Origin of the sequence: Halodesulfovibrio spirochaetisodalis, from assembly GCF_001672295.1 — a bacterium.
GTDB classification, from domain to species: Bacteria; Desulfobacterota; Desulfovibrionia; order Desulfovibrionales; family Desulfovibrionaceae; genus Halodesulfovibrio; species Halodesulfovibrio spirochaetisodalis.
Genome location: NZ_JXMS01000011.1, coordinates 1 through 15980, shown reverse-complemented (window position 1 = coordinate 15980; position 15980 = coordinate 1). Strand labels below are relative to the sequence as shown.

Genomic DNA, 15980 nt, shown 5'->3' with positions numbered 1-15980 from the left:
TTATTGTCAGATTTTTCTGACAAGTTCAATAGGAGCAACCACTTTCTTTTATTCGTAAAATCATAACATAATAAAATATAACACCATTTTCTTACGTTCTCTTCTTCACAAGAGCTGGCACGTTTTTTGGATTTATATCACTAACAACATGACTCAGAAACCTGAGGGTAGCGTGCAAATTGTACGCTCAAATTCTCTTCGGAGAACCCCTCTCTACTAACTGTTAAGGGGGTGATTTAATGCCTGAGAAGGCAGATGTAAGAAAAAAATCGAAACGCTCCATATGGCTCAGCGGAGCTGTGATGGGTGTTTTGCTGACAGTCGTCAGTGTGCTTGCATCTGGCTACATGGTTGAAGCAACCAATACAGATACGTTCTGTGTGAGCTGCCACGTTATGAAGCCGTTCCAGACATCGTGGAAGGAATCAAAACACGGCGGAATGAACTCCAAAGGGTTTCAGGCGCAATGCGTCGACTGTCACCTGCCGCATGGCTCCTTTGTGGAATATCTCACAGCAAAAGCAGTCACCGGTGTATCTGACGTAGTCAACAACATGCTTATTGATCCGTACACATATGATTGGGCAGGTGCTGCCGATCGTAACCGTACCAAGTTCACGTATGATAATGCGTGCCGCAAATGCCACGTTAACTTGTTGCCAAAGGAAATCTCAAAAGGCGGGCTTATTGCTCACAGAGACTACTTACGCGGCGACAGCGGTAAAAAGTGTGCAAGCTGCCACGAGCATGTAGGTCACAAAAACATGCGAATTCACACTAAAGAGTACTTTGCTACCAAAAAGTAACAACGCATTACACTGATTATTCTATTTCTTAAGGAGGAACGTGTGAGGACATTTCTGCATAAAATTACGCTGTTAAGCATTTTTGTAGTAGGTGGAGTTATCATGACTGCACTTGCTGCCAATGCAGGCGTAGTTGGCGAAAAGAAACTTGTAATCAAACGCGGCTACACCAAAGAAGCTGCGTCTTGTATCGAGTGTCACTCTGTGAAGACACCGGGCATCATCGAAAGCTGGAAAAACGGACGTATGGGAAGTGCTGCTATTTCCTGTTATGACTGTCATGCTGTAGAGAAAGATTCTCCGATGGCCAGCCAGTGTGAAGGTCTGAAAGGCACAAATACATATATTTCCCCGATGGTTTCCGCAAAAACATGTGCGCGTTGTCACCCGCACGAAGCAGAAGAATTTTCTAAATCTGCTCACGCAAAACTTGCCGGTAAACCGCTTATCGAATCAGAAAAATTCAAAAAACTTATTGCAATTGAAGGTGCTAACTTCCTCGGTGAAAAAGAAGGCACCATGGTTAACCGTGCATCAGGCGCTGGCGGCTGTCAGGCATGTCACGGTACCCAAGTCGAACTCGGCCCTGACAACAAGCCTGTAAACATGACATGGCCGGGCGGCGTTGGTACACGCTACCCTGACGGCGGCATCGGCAACTGCACAGTTTGCCATACCCGTCACCAGTTCTCTGTTGCAGAGGCTCGTAAGCCAGAAGCTTGTGCTTCATGTCACCTTGGCCCTGACCATCCGCACATTGAGATTTACGAAGAATCCAAGCACGGTCAGATCTTTAATGCGCATGGCGAAGAATGGAACTGGGAAGCAGCTTCCGGCGCATGGCAACCGGGCGACTATACTGCTCCTACCTGTGCTGTTTGTCACATGAGCGGAATCGGTACGCTTGAGTCTACTCATAACGTAACCTCCCGTCTCAAGTGGGACCTCGTACACAAACGCTCTGAAATCCGTACCGGCGAACGCGGTGACGGCATTGAAGGCGACAAGAAAATGCGTCAGGTTTGTGCAAGCTGTCACGGCGAAACACACATTCAGGTACAACGCCAGCTTCTCGACAGCACTGTTGCTCTGTACAACAAGTACTGGGACGGCGCTGTAAAAATGAAGAAAGAGCTTGCTGCAAAAGGCCTGCTCAAGAAAGACAAGTGGAAAGATCCATATCAGGAACTTATGTACTACCTGTGGCACCATTGTGGTCGTCGCGCCCGTCATGGTGCAGCTATGAACGGTCCTGACTACGCACACTGGCATGGATTCTTCCAGGTATTCCAGGTCTACAAAGATATGGAAGATCTCTACAACTGGCGTATCAAAAACAATAAAATTGAAGAGCTGAGCCCAGTAATGAGCACAGGTCCAATTTAATAGAAACCTCTTACGCGGGCACCTTCGGGTGCCCCGTACTTAACTATAGAAAACCCCACATGCACACAGCTAGGTAAGCTTCCTTACCATCATAAGTAACAGCGTTAAGCTCCCTTTTACCCAGACAAAGACAAAAAACAACAAGCAGTTACCTTCACACAGCATGCCTCTATAGTTAAGATCAGTGAAAAGCAGGTATCCTCCCACAGGATACCTGCTTTTTTACTGTCACTACATTCCCTTCATTCCGGCATGCATTGTAGAGTGTTTACGACCCACAATCCACATCCATGCCCCCAATCCGCCAAAAACCAAATTCATCAACGCAGTAAACAACACCTTCTGTTCGCTGGCATGCTCGAAAATGCTTCCGGCACGTTGGAATTGAATACTCAACAACCATACTGCGAAATCGACAATCACGCTTGCTACTACCACAGAGACTGTAAGCACCAGAACGAGCTTAACAGTAACCCACAGGCCATAGTACTTTCTGTACATGTTCAGCATGGGAAATGTGAGCAGGCTTGCCAGCATAAAGGCCATAACTCCTCCCGGTGTCACGCCGTTCCACCAAAGGACAGCCCCAAGAGCCACATTACCGATTGAACATCCGAATGTAAGCACTGCAATGGCAGTTCCCACCAAGGCATTCCATCCCCACACAAGCGGATTTGAGCCATATCCGAGCAGAAAAACATCCTGCCACCATGCTGCTGGCACAACAACTCCAAGCGTTGCTGCTACAAATAAGCCGATGCCAATATCACGTTGCGTCATGGAGATATCATTATAAAAGAACGTACAAGACTGTTCCCAGAAACCCATTTCCATACCGTCGTCTTCTTCAGCGCTCTGCTCTTGTGATTCCGGTGCAGGAAGCCTGAAGAGCATGGCGAAATAAAATGCTGTTGCAGCCAGTACCAATCCTGTTGTCACCTCCAAAGCGAGTAACTCTCCACCAAGGAAACCATAGATAGCCACCAGCATTGTTATGCCTATGTTTGAACTGCACAGCATGTACACGAGCGTGTTAGACCAGCTTGCCCCTTTTAGTCGCAAAGAATGACCGACTCCCGCTGTCGCGTAATTACAGACTGAAGAAACAACACCGAAGAGTGCGGACAATATTGCGCTCCACAACGTATTCTTTCCTATATGCCTAACAACTACTTCAGAAGGCACCCATGATCGCACTATGGATGAAAGAATGAAACCGAATGCAATTGGCCACAGCATACTCCAGACTAGTAAGGCAAAAGCCCACAGCACTTTAAGAATAATCACATTACTGCTCCGCGATTATGAGTCACCAATGGCTGTACGTAATCTGTCTTCATCTTCATGCGATAGTGAAGTCTGCATTACATGACCACCGCTGCCTTTTAGTTTTTCCAGCACACGGTCTGAAGTAAGCTTTGAACTCAGTACAAATAATGCGGATGTTCCCGGTGTAAGCTTGCTTCCAAGCTCTTTCATAAAAGAATCACTGATGCCTACATCACTTAATGCACCAGCTGCTGCACCGGCTCCAGCTCCGATAACCAATCCAAGCAATGGTTGCAGGACCAATAACCCGATAAGCACGCCCCAGAAACTTCCGCCGATGGCTCCTGCTGCTGCAAGATTATGAACCTGACGCAGTTTCACTTTTCCATCCTGCTTATGGATCGCAATTGCTGCATCTTCAATATCAACAAGATATTCACCAGCCATCTTCAATAATTCAGTGCGCACCTCTTCTGCTTTTTGCTCTGAATCGTAAGCAATTACCACTAAGTCAGCCATGCTGAACCCTCCAATGTAATGTTAGTAACCTCCTCAGAATACCGTGCTGGCTGCCCGCCCGTTATGATAACTCATCATCCGCAGCCTCAACCCTGTTCATCAATCATCACAATCAATATATACTGAGTGCAGTTTGCTAGTTTTTTCTAGATAAGATTCAGCACACATCATGGGTACCTGCAGACGAAACGCACCATGATTATTCGTACCAACCTGTTATTCCCCTTTTCTTGAACAAGGTATTAGGGTAACAGAACATAAGGATAACCACATAAATTAACGCACCTTTTCCGGAGGAGAACACTCATGAAGTTAGCTTACGTGACGCTGTATGTTGACGATATCCAAGCGGCTATCAAGTTCTATCAAAACGTGCTTGGCCTTGAACTGCGGTTCCTGCATGAAAGCGGCATGTACGCGGAAATGGAAACAGGAGACACCGTCCTGTCATTCTCACACCACGAGCTAGCTACCCAGCTTGTTCCGCAAGGCTACCAGAAGGCGCATCCGGACAACGAAGCTCTGGGAATGCAAATAGGCTTTGATGTTGAAAACGTAACAGAGACCTATAAAAAAGCGCTTGAGCATGGTGCGAGCACCATTTCAAAACCTGAAATTAAACCATGGAATTTTGAAGCAGCTATGGTGAAGGACCCGACTGGACATCTTGTGGAATTTTCCAAAGAACTGCACCCCGTCAACCCTTCCTAATCGCTGAACAGCCAATAACAAAGCCCATGCAAGACCTTATTGCATGGGCTTATTGTATGCGGACACCACCATGAACATGAAGGAATTCTCTCTGACTACCGGACTTACATCTCACACTGTCCGGTACTACGAAAAAATAGGCTTGCTCAAAAACATTGAGCGAACCAAGAGCGGGCATCGTATCTTTTCCCATGCTGATGTCATCTGGGTAGAGTTTATCACACGGTTGAAAGATACGGGCATGCCACTAAAACAAATTCAACAGTATGCCGAGCTGCGCGAACAAGGTGACCACACTGCTACTGACCGGATGCTCTTACTTGAAGACCACGCAGCCACATTAGAGGCGCGACTTGCACTCGAAACACAGCACCTTAAAAAATTGCATGACAAAATAGCGTATTACAAAACACTCATCTCTTCATAAAAGAATTGACTTAGAGTGGACTCTAACTTGTACGCTTGTGTCTTACCCAAACTATATCGACACAAGGAGAGTTCCATGAAAAGCCAACGCTATACTGATGGTCTCAAAAAACTGCATGAAATTGACGGGGAAGCAGGACAGAAGGTCATTGAAAGCCTTCAATCAATCGCTCCGGATCTCGCAAAATACACAATAGAATTCCCTTTCGGTGACATCTATCAACGTGACGGTCTGACGCTGCAACAACGTGAGCTTGTAACAGTTGCGGCGCTCACTGCACTTGGACACAGCCAGCCTCAATTACGAGTACATACACATGGAGCACTAAATGTTGGGTGCAAGCCTGAAGAGATAGTTGAAACAGTCATACAGTTGGCAGTGTATGCGGGGTTCCCTGCAGCATTAAACGCCATGTTCACTGTGAAAGACGTTTTTATTGAACGAGGCATCATCACAGTTGAGTAAATAACTCTACCGTAACCAGAAAAGGCATAAGTAAGGCTGAATTCTGATAATTCGTCTTATTTATGCCTTTGTTGTTTACCGCACAGCCATACAGCGTACCAACATATCATTTTCACACTTTTTACACTCCACAGCACAACTTAATCTTTCATTAACCTTTTAATCTGTACAAGGAGTTCGCTCAAGAAAAACTTATTTATATATTTTCAGGATTCAACAATGAATTTCATTCAAAGAAATTATTTTGTTCTTCTTCTTTCGACATTACTCACATTGATGATGTACAAGCCAATTATGGAATTATCATTTCCATATTTTATAATTTCAATAGCATATCTCTTTTTATTTCATTACAGTATATTTTCTCTTTCTTTGTATCTTAAAAAGATTACGATAGTTTTTCTCCCTTTTCTAATCTTTATTTGTACGATTTGTGCTTATCTTTTCAACTTCCTTAACATCAAAATCAGCGACAATTTACTCTTTTTACTTCTTGAAACAACGCAAGGTGAATCTGGAGAAGCGCTTACATCAAAATTTATTGCTTCAATTTTTCTTGCTTGCATCTTTGCTCTTCTGACATACATAGGTATACGTAAAAGCACACCTCAACGCCCTCTCATCCCGATACTGTTACTGGTACTCCTTATTCCCGTTAATGTTGCACTTGCCAAATGGGACAAGCACCCTATTGCACGAGAGCTTCGACCTGCAATTGCCACAAAGTATGCGTTCCCCTTCTGTGTCATAGACTCTCTTGCAAACTTTTCCATACGCTGGGTACAATATAAAACCCGTCCAGAGCCAAAAAGCTCTGCCCTGCTTGCATCTGAACAAATTTCTCCTCAAAACAATGAGCCTCTTACCCTCGTTTTTGTCATCGGCGAATCTGCACGGGCAGACCATTTTCAACTAAACGGATACACACGGGAAACTACTCCCCGCCTTATGCGTGAACCCAACGTAATTTCATTTGGGGCAATCCGTTCTTTTGCTGCGCTCACACGCATTTCAGTTCCTGTCATGCTCACACCTGCAACTTCTGATGAACCTGAGATCGTCACAAACTCTTTTATCGACCTGTTTGTAAAACACGGGTTCTCGACAGCATGGATATCTGCAAATAGCAAAGTGGCATACAGCAGTGACATGCCGACAACCCGGATTATGGGAAATGCCCAGCGCACGTTCTTTAGAAACGATTTCACAACCGCAGACTATTCAACGTTTAAAGATGAAATGATGCTTCCGGTACTGCAAGAGGTACTCTCCACCTCTTGTGGTAACAGGGTGATCATCATCCACACCCGCGGAAGCCATTTCAACTACTCTACCAAGTACGCTAAAAAATATAGAAAATTCACACCAGACAACTGTAACGAGTTTGATAATCTGGAAAAAATTGTGAATGCCTATGACAACAGCATTCTTGCCACAGATGGATTTCTTGCTGACATCATCGCCATGCTTAAAGAACAAAACGCGCTTGTGATATATTCATCAGATCACGGTGAATCTCTGGGTGAAGAAGGTATCTTTATGCACGGAAATGCAAAGCGTCCTGAACAGCGCAATGTACCGTTCATCATCTGGTACTCAGACAAATACAAAGAGAACTCGCCTAACGCCATCGCAGCCCTCGAAAAGCACGTCGGCAGCGAACTTTCACATGACGTGTTATTCCCTTGGACAATAAATCTTGGCGGAATTATTTTACCAGATTCTGACTTACCAGCTCTGCTCGAAAAATAGTTCTTCTTTTTTGTCTCCGACGGGCAGGGGGAAATAATTCCCCCTGCACCCCCTATTAGCGAGAACTCTCTGAAGCACATTGCCATTCACGACTTACCTCACAAAATATAAAGCTCAGCCCTGATATCAGGACTGAGCTTTTTTGCTGTACGTAGTAACGCATACGGGGAGTACAATCTCGCAGTCGAGAGGGCGTCCCTCTCGCAGGGATGCAAGGGGCTGCCTCCTTGCCCGCCGGAGGCAACAACACTCACAACATATGTCTAACAAGCTAATTACTCAGGAGTAACACCTGCCATCATCAGACCGATTGCGTCTACTTTTTTGGTATCTGATTTCGGGAATTGATCGATGATACGTCCGCGGTACATGACGGCTATACGGTCAGCCAATTGCAGTGCTTCGTTCAACTCAGATGTGATAAGCAGGATACCGGCACGGTTACGTACTTCGAGAAGACGCTGCCATACTTCCTCCGTTGCAGAAATATCAAGCCCCTGTGTAGGGTTTTCCGCAACAATAATATCCGGCTGACGATAAAACTCACGACCGATAACAAGTTTTTGCAGGTTGCCACCGGAGAGAGAGCGGGCATCTGCGTCTATATGTCCCGGCTGCACGTTGAACTGCTCCACAATATCCACGGTGGTATCAACGGCTTTACTACGGTTCAAAAACGGTCCCGTGGTAAAAGAATGCCGTGTCGTAAGCAAAAAGTTATCTACGAGATCGACGAATTTACAGGTTGCCAATCCCTGACGATCTTCTGGAATGTAGGCGAGAGAACGTCCTTTTCTTGGAGGACGCGGATAAAAATCATGCCACTCCAGACCGAGAATGGATACGTCACCCTTGATCGGCTTACGCAAACCACAGATAACCTCCACCAACTCTTTTTGGCCGTTACCTGCGACACCGGCGATAGCGACGATTTCACCCTTTCTTACAGAAAGCATGATTTCTTCAAGTCCGTCGCCATCCAGTCCCTGCACATCCAGAACTGTTGCACCCGGCTCTACAGGCTGTGCGTCGAGAGAAAGTTCCACATCACGCCCAACCATACGGTTGGCAAGCACGGTTTCGTTTGGAACATCTGACTCTTTAAATTCGTCTACGATTTCCCCTTTTCGAAGAATGGCAACCTCGTCCGCAACTGCCATAACCTCTTTAAGTTTATGGGAAATAAACACCAAAGATTTACCCTGATCAGCCATACGCCACATGGCCTCAAAAAGCTGCTCTGTCTCAGTTGGAGTCAATACAGCTGTCGGTTCATCAAGGATAAGTACACGGCTGTCACGATACAACAGTTTGAGAATCTCTACGCGCTGCTTTTCCCCCATGGAGAGAGAAGACACAGTTGCTGCCGGATCAATAGGCAACCCATATTGTTCTGCCAACGCAGCAACCTCTTTTTCCTGCTCTTTCGGGCTGACTAAAAAGGCTTTTTCCTGCCCAAGAAGAACATTCTGGGCAACGGTCATGGATTCTACAAGCATGAAATGCTGGTACACCATACCGATACCTGCTTTGATGGCATCTTTTGGAGAGGCAAACGATGTAAGATTACCGTCTACATAAATATCACCGGAAGTCTGCTGAAACCTTCCAGAAAGAATGGACATGAGCGTTGATTTGCCTGCGCCGTTTTCCCCGAGTAAGGCTTTGATCATCCCGGGGCGGATATCGAGATTAATTTCGTGGTTAGCCCGCACTTTGCCAAAGTGCTTGCTGATACCCTGCAACCGGACAAACGGAGTCTGTCCCGCAAATGCACCACGGTTCGTTCGCTTATTTACATATTCTGCCACGGCTATTCTCCCGGCTCAATATTCACACCGAGCGCCGCAGGAGCCTGACGCCCCTTGCCTCGAGCTGATGAAAAGAGAAGAACGATAATTGTAAGTGCATACGGCAACATAAGCAGCAAGGAAGAAGGAAGCGTTGCGCCTACTGCCTGAAGGCGAAGTTGAAACGCCATAATACCACCAAAAAGATATGCACCGAACATTGCGCGCCCCGGACGCCAGAATGCAAAAATAACAAGTGCAACAGCAATCCAACCACGACCGGCCGTCATATTGTTCGTCCATAAATGGGTGTACGCAAGTGAAAGATACGCTCCCCCAAGACCACACAAAACGCCACCGAAGAAGATTCCTGCCCAGCGTAATTTCACTGGGTTAAGACCTGCGGCAAAACATGCTGCTGGGTTTTCTCCTGCTGCACCAACTGCCAGCCCCCACTTGGTGCGGTTCATAAAGAACCAGAACAGAAACGGCAAAAAGTAGGAGAGATATACCAGCGCGTCCTGTTTAAAGAAGATGTCACCCAGTACAGGTAATGAAGATAGCAGCGGGACGGAGAACGGAGAGAATCCGTCAGCAGACAGACCTACATACGGGGTGCCTAAAAAGTCTGCCAGACCAACTCCAAGAATAGTCAAAGCAAGGCCGGAAACTACCTGGTTCCCTTGAAAAACAAGACAAACAACAGCATGTGCAAGGCCGAAGAGTCCTGCAAGAATTCCAGCACAGGCAAAAGCAAGCCATGGGCTGCCTGTGTAATGGGACACTAGAAAAGCGAAAAACGCGCCGAAGATCATCATGCCTTCAACACCGAGGTTCAATACACCGGAACGTTCTGTAAGCATCTCACCAAGAGTTGCATACAAAATAGGCGTGCCGGACTGAATTGTCGCAGCCAGAATAGGAATAATAAGTTCTAAGCCCACGATTATCCTCGCTTGCTTCTCTGGAATGAGTACCAGTTAAAAAACTGACCAGCCAACACGCTTAACAGGATAAGTCCCTGCATAATTCCGGTAAATGAAGCAGGAACCTGCAATTCAAGCTGCAAGTTTTCTACACCAACGCGCAGACCTGCAAGCAGAATGGAGTACCCTGCAATTGATGTAATGCGCAGCCGTGCAAGCCATGCAACAACAATCGCAGTAAAACCGTACCCCACAACAACTGTAGGCTGCAGGCGGTTAAGTGTTGCGGATGTTTCAATAAGCCCTGCCCAGCCAGCAAGCGCACCACAAACGCCCATAACAAGAACAACAAGGGCACTGTACGGCATTCGTGCATAACGGGCTGCGCGAGGGTTTTCACCACTCACCATGATTTCAAAACCAAGGCGGGTGTGCTTTAAAAATATTGTCAGGGCAATGCCTGCACCTGCACAGACAAGAATTCCCCAATGGATACGACCAAACAATTCACCGATAACAGCTGTGTCCGGGAACATTATGGTCATCGGAAAGCCAAAGCTTGCCGGGTCTTTCCACGCACCGTACACAAGAAATTCTAAAAAAAGAATGCCGATGTAGTTCAGCATAAGCGTAGAAATAATTTCGTTGAGTCCCATTTTCTCACGCAGCAACGCAGGAATAATCGCCCAGATTGCACCAAATGCAGCAGCCGCAACAAACATGAGCGGCATAATCACCCATACCGGTGCTTCCGGCATGCTCAGCACAACCCATGTGGCACCCACTGCCCCCAGTGCATACTGCCCTTCTGCACCAATATTCCAGATCTGCATTCTGAAACAAACGGCAACTCCCAGAGAACAGAGGAAAATCGGAATAGCTTTGAGGATGGTATCCTCAAGCGCCCAATCATGCGCAAACGCTCCGTCCCATAAAAGATACATGGCTTCAAAAGGTGGTTTCCCCTGAATAGCTAACAGCAACGCACTTACGCCGAGGGAAAAGACCAACGCAACCAGAAAGATAAAAAAGGAGCCCCACTTGAGGGGCTCCTGACGTTTTTCAATAGTAAAACCTAGCATAAGCTAAGATACTCCAGATGAGCCCTAAGGCTACTGGTTAGAGCCCTCAACACCTTCAACAAACCAGTCCATGCCTGTAAGCATTTTGTCAGAAGCAACTTCGCCTTTTTTAATGCGAACCTTGCCGGACTGATCTTTGATAGGGCCTGCAAACACCTTGAAGGTACCGTTTTTGATCTCTGCTTTACGAGCATTAACCATGTCCTGAACCTTCTTTGGAACCATGTCGCCAAATGGTGCAAGATCAACTACGCCTTCGGAGAGTCCCCACCAGTAGTTGTCTGCTTTCCATTCGCCTTTCTTCACTTTTTCAATCACAACCGGATAAAATGCGCTCCAGTTCCAGATTGCAGAAGTAAGGTGTGCTTTAGGAGCAAACGCAGACATATCAGAGTTGTAGCCGATAGAGTATACACCAGCTTCCTGCGCTGCTTCCTGTGGACCAGGAGAATCCTGATGCTGTGCAATTACGTCTGCACCGATATCGATGAGAGACTTAGCAGCTTCTTTTTCTGTTGCTGGGTCATACCATGTTTTTGTCCATACAACGTGTACTTTTGCTTTAGGATTTACAGCACGTACACCAAGAGTAAATGCGTTAATACCACGCTTTACTTCCGGAATCGGGAACGCACCAGCGTATCCGATGATGTTGGACTTGGTCATAGAACCTGCAACAAGGCCTGCGAGGTAGCGAGCCTGATACATACGACCGAAGTATGCAGACATGTTCGGTGCTGTTTTGTAACCGGAACAATGCATAAAGGTAGTATTAGGAAATTTCTTTGCCACTTTGAGCATTGGGTCCATGTAACCGAAGCTGGTACCAAAGATTACATCGTCCCCTTTACGAGCCATGTTATTAACAACACGGGTTGCGTCAGCACCTTCCGGCACAGATTCAACATAAAAAGTTTTTACACCGTCCATCTTGGCAACAGACTGACGACCAAGATCATGTGCGTATGAGTATCCGGCATCTCCAATTGGAGATACGTATACGAAGCCAACTTTTAAATCTTTTGCCTGAGCTACCGTTGTGCCGAAACCAGCAACAGCTACCATTGCTGCGAGCAGTGCAATACCTACCAATTTACGCATTGTTTCCTCCCATGAAACACAAATGCCGAACATAAACAGGAGCCACTAAAAACAGTAGCCTCCAAGTACATACAAACTAGCTGTCACTTACCCTCTTCGCGAGAGGCTCTGTGAACTGCACCTCAGAATCCCACGGAAACAAGATCCATGTATCCTGAGAGTATTCTCTGATAAATGTGTCCACCAGCGGTCTGCCCTCAGGCTTTGCATACAGCGTTGCAAAATGTGCCTTAGGCAGCATTTCACGAACCACCCGTGCAGTTCCGCCAGTGTCAACCAAATCGTCTACAATCAACCAGCCTTCGCCGTCCCCTTCTGCTTCCTTCAAGACATTCATCTCACCCTGATTTTTCCAGCTGTAGCTGTTCAGGCAGATAGTCTCTATCTGGTAGATCTCCATTTCCCTTGCGAGAATTGCAGCAGGAACAAGCCCTCCACGCGTGATCGCGTAAATGCCTTTCCATGTACCTTTGTTAAGCAAGTCCCAAGCAAGCTGCTTGGCATCTCGTTGCAACAACTCCCATGAGACAGGAGTAACTTTTGAATAGCGGTTGGAGTCAGCCACGGTATTTGTCCAATATGTATTTAAAGTGGAAGTAGTACGGTAACGTCAGTATATTCAGATGGTGAGAGGCTGCAGCCCCTCACCACCCAAAAGAAAAGTCAGCTACAATCAGTCCTGCTTGCCGGATTTTTTAGAACCGGAGTACAGCTGGTAACCGAGCAGCTTACATTCAATTTTAGCACTGAAGAAAGTAAGTCGCTTAAAGGTTCGCAGACCAACCTGTTTTGCCAAATCCAAGTTACCGGTAAAAATAAACCCGTTATACCCTTGGCACTTCTGCTTAAAGAAATCACCAATGGCCTGATACACTTCGCCAAGGTAACGTACATCACCCAGTCGTTCGCCGTATTCAGGGTTCATAATCACTATACCGCCGCCTTCAGGAACTTCCGTGTCACGGAAATCACACACATCAAATTCGATGTAGCGATCAACACCCGCAGCAGCAGCGTTCTTTTTAGCAGCTTCAACAGCTTCAGCACTTTTGTCTGTAGCAATAATTCTGAAATCAAGTTCACCGTTCTCAGATGCTTCAGCTTCATCAAGGAGACTATCCCATCGAGCCTGTTCAAAATCTGGAAGGTGCATAAAGCCGTAGTTATCACGCATCAGCCCAGGAGCACTGTTCAAGCCGATCAATGCAGCTTCAATGGCAAGAGTACCACTGCCGCACATCGGGTTTACAACATTACTTTTTCCATCCCACCCACTGGCAAGCAATGAAGCTGCGCCAAGCGGCTCGGACATAGGTGCCTTCCAAGGAAGTTTACGGTATCCACGACGGTTGAGAGGTTCGCCGGAAGTATCAAGATATAATTTGCAACGGTTATTCACCCAGTGCAGAAACAGAACAATGCCTGTTTGCTCAGGGCCTGAATCCGGTCTGCGACCATGCTTATCACGCATAAAGTCACAAATTGCATCTTTAACGCGAACGTTGGCATAACGGGAGTCACGAATAGACTCGTTCTGCACAAAAGAAGAGATAGAAAGGTAGCCGTCAGGACGAATAATTTCGTCCCAGTCGATATATTCCCGAACGTACTTGTACACATCGTCGGCATTATATGCCCTGAATGATGCTAACTGGAACTGCACACGGTGCGCGGTGCGCAAGTGCAGGTTCAGCCGCATGCAGCCAGCCATAGTGGTAAATGTTTCTACAGCGGCAATACGCTCATGTTTTACTGGGAAATTACGTTGTCTGATTTCTTCAGCCAAGACAGGTGCTGCACCGCGCGGGCATGTAATCAGCACCTCTGACTTACGATTAAAAATACTCATGATTCTCCTGCACGCTTCGTGCAGCTACAAATAAAAAATCCGGCTAGATTACACGTTCCGTCCGCATAACATTGCCAGATACAAAACAAGGCATCTGCCCTGTACCCTTTCACTAACTCCGCAGCAAAACTCAGCAGATTTCCACCTGCTCGAATACTGTTTTACGGAGCGAATCTTATCCATTGATTTTCCTAGATCTTTTTATAAAAAACCCGTGTCAGCTGTTAAGATGAACACGATATATATGACTCCGAATTAAGATGCAAATAGCAGCAAGCTGAGACACATTTCACGTCTCAACCTGTATCAATCATCTCAATAACTGTATCACGGATCTTTCCAAATAAGATCTCGCCGATCTCGTTACAGCACTTTCACGCTGACAGTTGCCTGTTTTCTCAGATACGTTTACTAGTTCAGAACACTTTTTCAACAATCAGGAATCTGTTTGGCGTATGTCATATCAAAACAGCCTGCTAAACTGGGTACCCAAACAGTATCATTATATACGACCTGACTCGAGGACTTGATTAAGTCCAAGCAACCTTCAATTCAATACACCGCAGAATGCATACTATGACATCAAAAACTCTCTCTATTCTCATTTCATGCACAGGAAGTGCAGAAGCAGCCGCATTGTCTCTCGCCTCATGCGTCAACCTGCCTCACAATATTGAATGCGAGATCATTATCGCAGCATCCGGTGAAGTACTGCCTGCGGTCTCAGCGTCCATTAAAAAAGCAAAACAGCTTCCAGCTTCTCCCAAACTTGTTGAACTTACAGCACCAATCAACACAGCACAATCTTTCAACTGTGCTGCTGACGCTGCTGACAGTGAATTTTTGTTCTTTCTCGAAGCTGGCGCTCAACTGACTGCGGAAACTATTACACCGCTTCTTACCCATCTTGCTGAAACACCATCAGCAGGCATTGCCGCGCCGCTGATCATCTGCCCTGAATCCGGTCGAGTACAAAGCTGTGGCACCACCTTCACGCCTGCATTACAGGCTCAGCCGCTTTTTGCATCTTTTCCTTCAACACACCCTGCTGTTTTAAAACAACGTTCATTGCAAGCTGTGCCTGCAAACGGAATGCTTATGCGCGCTGAAACCTTTGAGTGCGCCGATCAGCTCGATACCAAATATAAAACAGGCATGGAGATACTCGATCTATGCTGCTCTGTCCGCAACGACGAAAAGACTATTGAGCTTATACCACAAGCTACACTGCTCGCTCCCGACACCAGCAAGCCGGTTACTGAAGACGATCTCAGCATTGACACCATGCGTCTCAACGACCGCTGCAAAGGCTGCTTCGGGCCGGACAAACATCTCTTCGCCACTGAGGAAGGATATCAGTTTACCATCTCCCCTTGGCTCGAAAGCTATATGACCTTAACCGCAGAACGCGAACAGGAACTGAATGAGCGAATGATGCAGTCGCCCGACCCGTCAACCTGTCTTGCTCTCATCCTTGAAGAGCCACTCTGGCAAACCGGTTATGTACAATTAGCCGCATATCTGGAGTCCACAGGTAAATTTGACGAAGCATGCGGCATTCGCCTGCTACAAACATTTTTCTTCCCGATGTTACCGCGTTACCGCAAACTTGCCGCCGTAGCCGAAGCAGCGAATAACGCAAACCTGCTGCAAATGGCTAATGACAAGCTTGAACATATTAACACGCAGCTGGAAGATATCAGCGCGCTGACTAAAAAAGCAGCAGGACTGGCAAACTGGGCAAGAAAAGCAAAAGAACACCAGCTTCAAGCACTCTATGAAGGCTGGCTTACTGATCTGGGCTTACTGTAACAAGCTCGTTTTTTCAGCCTGACTAAAGCATTCCATCTCACGTTTTTTTATCTACCTACTTGAATAAAAAAAGGGCTGTCCTGCA

At 46.5% G+C, this 15980-nt stretch carries 15 protein-coding genes; 7 read left to right on the top strand and 8 right to left on the bottom strand.

Going from position 1 to position 15980, the window contains the following annotated elements; translation table 11 throughout:
• Positions 1 to 239: 239 nt before the first annotated feature.
• Positions 240 to 806, top strand: coding sequence for a cytochrome c3 family protein (locus SP90_RS07825; RefSeq protein ID WP_066854307.1), 567 nt, complete (start codon positions 240 to 242; stop codon positions 804 to 806).
• A gap of 42 nt (positions 807 to 848) precedes the next feature.
• Positions 849 to 2192: a multiheme c-type cytochrome gene (locus tag SP90_RS07820; protein WP_231895546.1), complete on the top strand. Its 1344-nt coding sequence runs from the start codon at positions 849 to 851 to the stop codon at positions 2190 to 2192.
• Positions 2193 to 2423: 231 nt separating this feature from the next.
• Here the strand turns inward: SP90_RS07820 and SP90_RS07815 are convergent, their stop codons facing one another.
• Together SP90_RS07815 and SP90_RS07810 are read right to left on the bottom strand one after the other, a co-directional pair.
• Entirely contained in the window at positions 2424 to 3479 is a 1056-nt protein-coding gene (locus SP90_RS07815; protein ID WP_082936347.1) for a permease, read from the bottom strand.
• 15 nt (positions 3480 to 3494) lie between these two features.
• Positions 3495 to 3980, bottom strand: coding sequence for a DUF1269 domain-containing protein (locus SP90_RS07810; RefSeq protein WP_066854304.1), 486 nt, complete (start codon positions 3978 to 3980; stop codon positions 3495 to 3497).
• Positions 3981 to 4286: 306 nt separating this feature from the next.
• On the opposite strand from SP90_RS07810, the gene SP90_RS07805 reads away from it, so the two are divergent.
• The 4 genes from SP90_RS07805 to SP90_RS07790 all read left to right on the top strand — a co-directional run bounded on the left by SP90_RS07805 (position 4287) and on the right by SP90_RS07790 (position 7335).
• Entirely contained in the window at positions 4287 to 4691 is a 405-nt protein-coding gene (locus tag SP90_RS07805; protein WP_066854300.1) for a VOC family protein, read from the top strand.
• A gap of 70 nt (positions 4692 to 4761) precedes the next feature.
• A complete protein-coding gene (locus SP90_RS07800) occupies positions 4762 to 5118 on the top strand; it encodes a MerR family transcriptional regulator (protein WP_066854299.1) in 357 nt (118 codons plus the stop codon).
• A gap of 75 nt (positions 5119 to 5193) precedes the next feature.
• Positions 5194 to 5583 (top strand): carboxymuconolactone decarboxylase family protein, encoded by a 390-nt coding sequence (locus SP90_RS07795; protein WP_066854297.1) that lies wholly within the window; start codon positions 5194 to 5196, stop codon positions 5581 to 5583.
• Between the two features lie 219 nt (positions 5584 to 5802).
• Complete coding sequence (locus SP90_RS07790; protein WP_066854295.1) at positions 5803 to 7335, top strand: phosphoethanolamine transferase; 1533 nt, start codon at positions 5803 to 5805, stop codon at positions 7333 to 7335.
• Between the two features lie 275 nt (positions 7336 to 7610).
• Here the strand turns inward: SP90_RS07790 and SP90_RS07785 are convergent, their stop codons facing one another.
• From SP90_RS07785 to SP90_RS07760, 6 genes are all read right to left on the bottom strand, one after another.
• Complete coding sequence (locus SP90_RS07785; RefSeq protein WP_066854293.1) at positions 7611 to 9146, bottom strand: ABC transporter ATP-binding protein; 1536 nt, start codon at positions 9144 to 9146, stop codon at positions 7611 to 7613.
• A gap of 2 nt (positions 9147 to 9148) precedes the next feature.
• Positions 9149 to 10069 (bottom strand): ABC transporter permease, encoded by a 921-nt coding sequence (locus tag SP90_RS07780; RefSeq protein WP_066854290.1) that lies wholly within the window; start codon positions 10067 to 10069, stop codon positions 9149 to 9151.
• A gap of 2 nt (positions 10070 to 10071) precedes the next feature.
• Complete coding sequence (locus SP90_RS07775; protein ID WP_066854288.1) at positions 10072 to 11133, bottom strand: ABC transporter permease; 1062 nt, start codon at positions 11131 to 11133, stop codon at positions 10072 to 10074.
• Between the two features lie 30 nt (positions 11134 to 11163).
• Positions 11164 to 12234, bottom strand: a complete 1071-nt coding sequence (locus tag SP90_RS07770; protein ID WP_066854470.1) for a BMP family ABC transporter substrate-binding protein — start codon at positions 12232 to 12234, stop codon at positions 11164 to 11166.
• A gap of 76 nt (positions 12235 to 12310) precedes the next feature.
• Positions 12311 to 12799, bottom strand: a complete 489-nt coding sequence (gene gpt / locus SP90_RS07765; protein ID WP_066854286.1) for a xanthine phosphoribosyltransferase — start codon at positions 12797 to 12799, stop codon at positions 12311 to 12313.
• 108 nt (positions 12800 to 12907) lie between these two features.
• Complete coding sequence (locus tag SP90_RS07760) at positions 12908 to 14083, bottom strand: THUMP domain-containing class I SAM-dependent RNA methyltransferase (protein WP_066854284.1); 1176 nt, start codon at positions 14081 to 14083, stop codon at positions 12908 to 12910.
• A 576-nt stretch (positions 14084 to 14659) separates the two neighbouring features.
• Here SP90_RS07760 and SP90_RS07755 point away from each other — a divergent pair.
• The gene (locus SP90_RS07755; protein WP_066854282.1) at positions 14660 to 15895 is read left to right on the top strand and encodes a hypothetical protein; all 1236 of its coding nucleotides are present in this window, start codon (positions 14660 to 14662) and stop codon (positions 15893 to 15895) included.
• Positions 15896 to 15980: the final 85 nt, after the last annotated feature.

What these genes read in the sequence shown, in the direction of transcription:
- SP90_RS07810 (WP_066854304.1), bottom strand. Translation starts at nt 3,980, where the DNA reads ATGGCTGACTTAGTGGTAATTGCTTACGATTCAGAGCAAAAAGCAGAA.
- SP90_RS07775 (WP_066854288.1), bottom strand. Translation starts at nt 11,133, where the DNA reads ATGCTAGGTTTTACTATTGAAAAACGTCAGGAGCCCCTCAAGTGGGGC.
- SP90_RS07795 (WP_066854297.1), top strand. Translation starts at nt 5,194, where the DNA reads ATGAAAAGCCAACGCTATACTGATGGTCTCAAAAAACTGCATGAAATT.
- SP90_RS07805 (WP_066854300.1), top strand. Translation starts at nt 4,287, where the DNA reads ATGAAGTTAGCTTACGTGACGCTGTATGTTGACGATATCCAAGCGGCT.
- SP90_RS07760 (WP_066854284.1), bottom strand. Translation starts at nt 14,083, where the DNA reads ATGAGTATTTTTAATCGTAAGTCAGAGGTGCTGATTACATGCCCGCGC.
- SP90_RS07800 (WP_066854299.1), top strand. Translation starts at nt 4,762, where the DNA reads ATGAACATGAAGGAATTCTCTCTGACTACCGGACTTACATCTCACACT.
- SP90_RS07825 (WP_066854307.1), top strand. Translation starts at nt 240, where the DNA reads ATGCCTGAGAAGGCAGATGTAAGAAAAAAATCGAAACGCTCCATATGG.
- SP90_RS07770 (WP_066854470.1), bottom strand. Translation starts at nt 12,234, where the DNA reads ATGCGTAAATTGGTAGGTATTGCACTGCTCGCAGCAATGGTAGCTGTT.
- SP90_RS07790 (WP_066854295.1), top strand. Translation starts at nt 5,803, where the DNA reads ATGAATTTCATTCAAAGAAATTATTTTGTTCTTCTTCTTTCGACATTA.
- SP90_RS07755 (WP_066854282.1), top strand. Translation starts at nt 14,660, where the DNA reads ATGACATCAAAAACTCTCTCTATTCTCATTTCATGCACAGGAAGTGCA.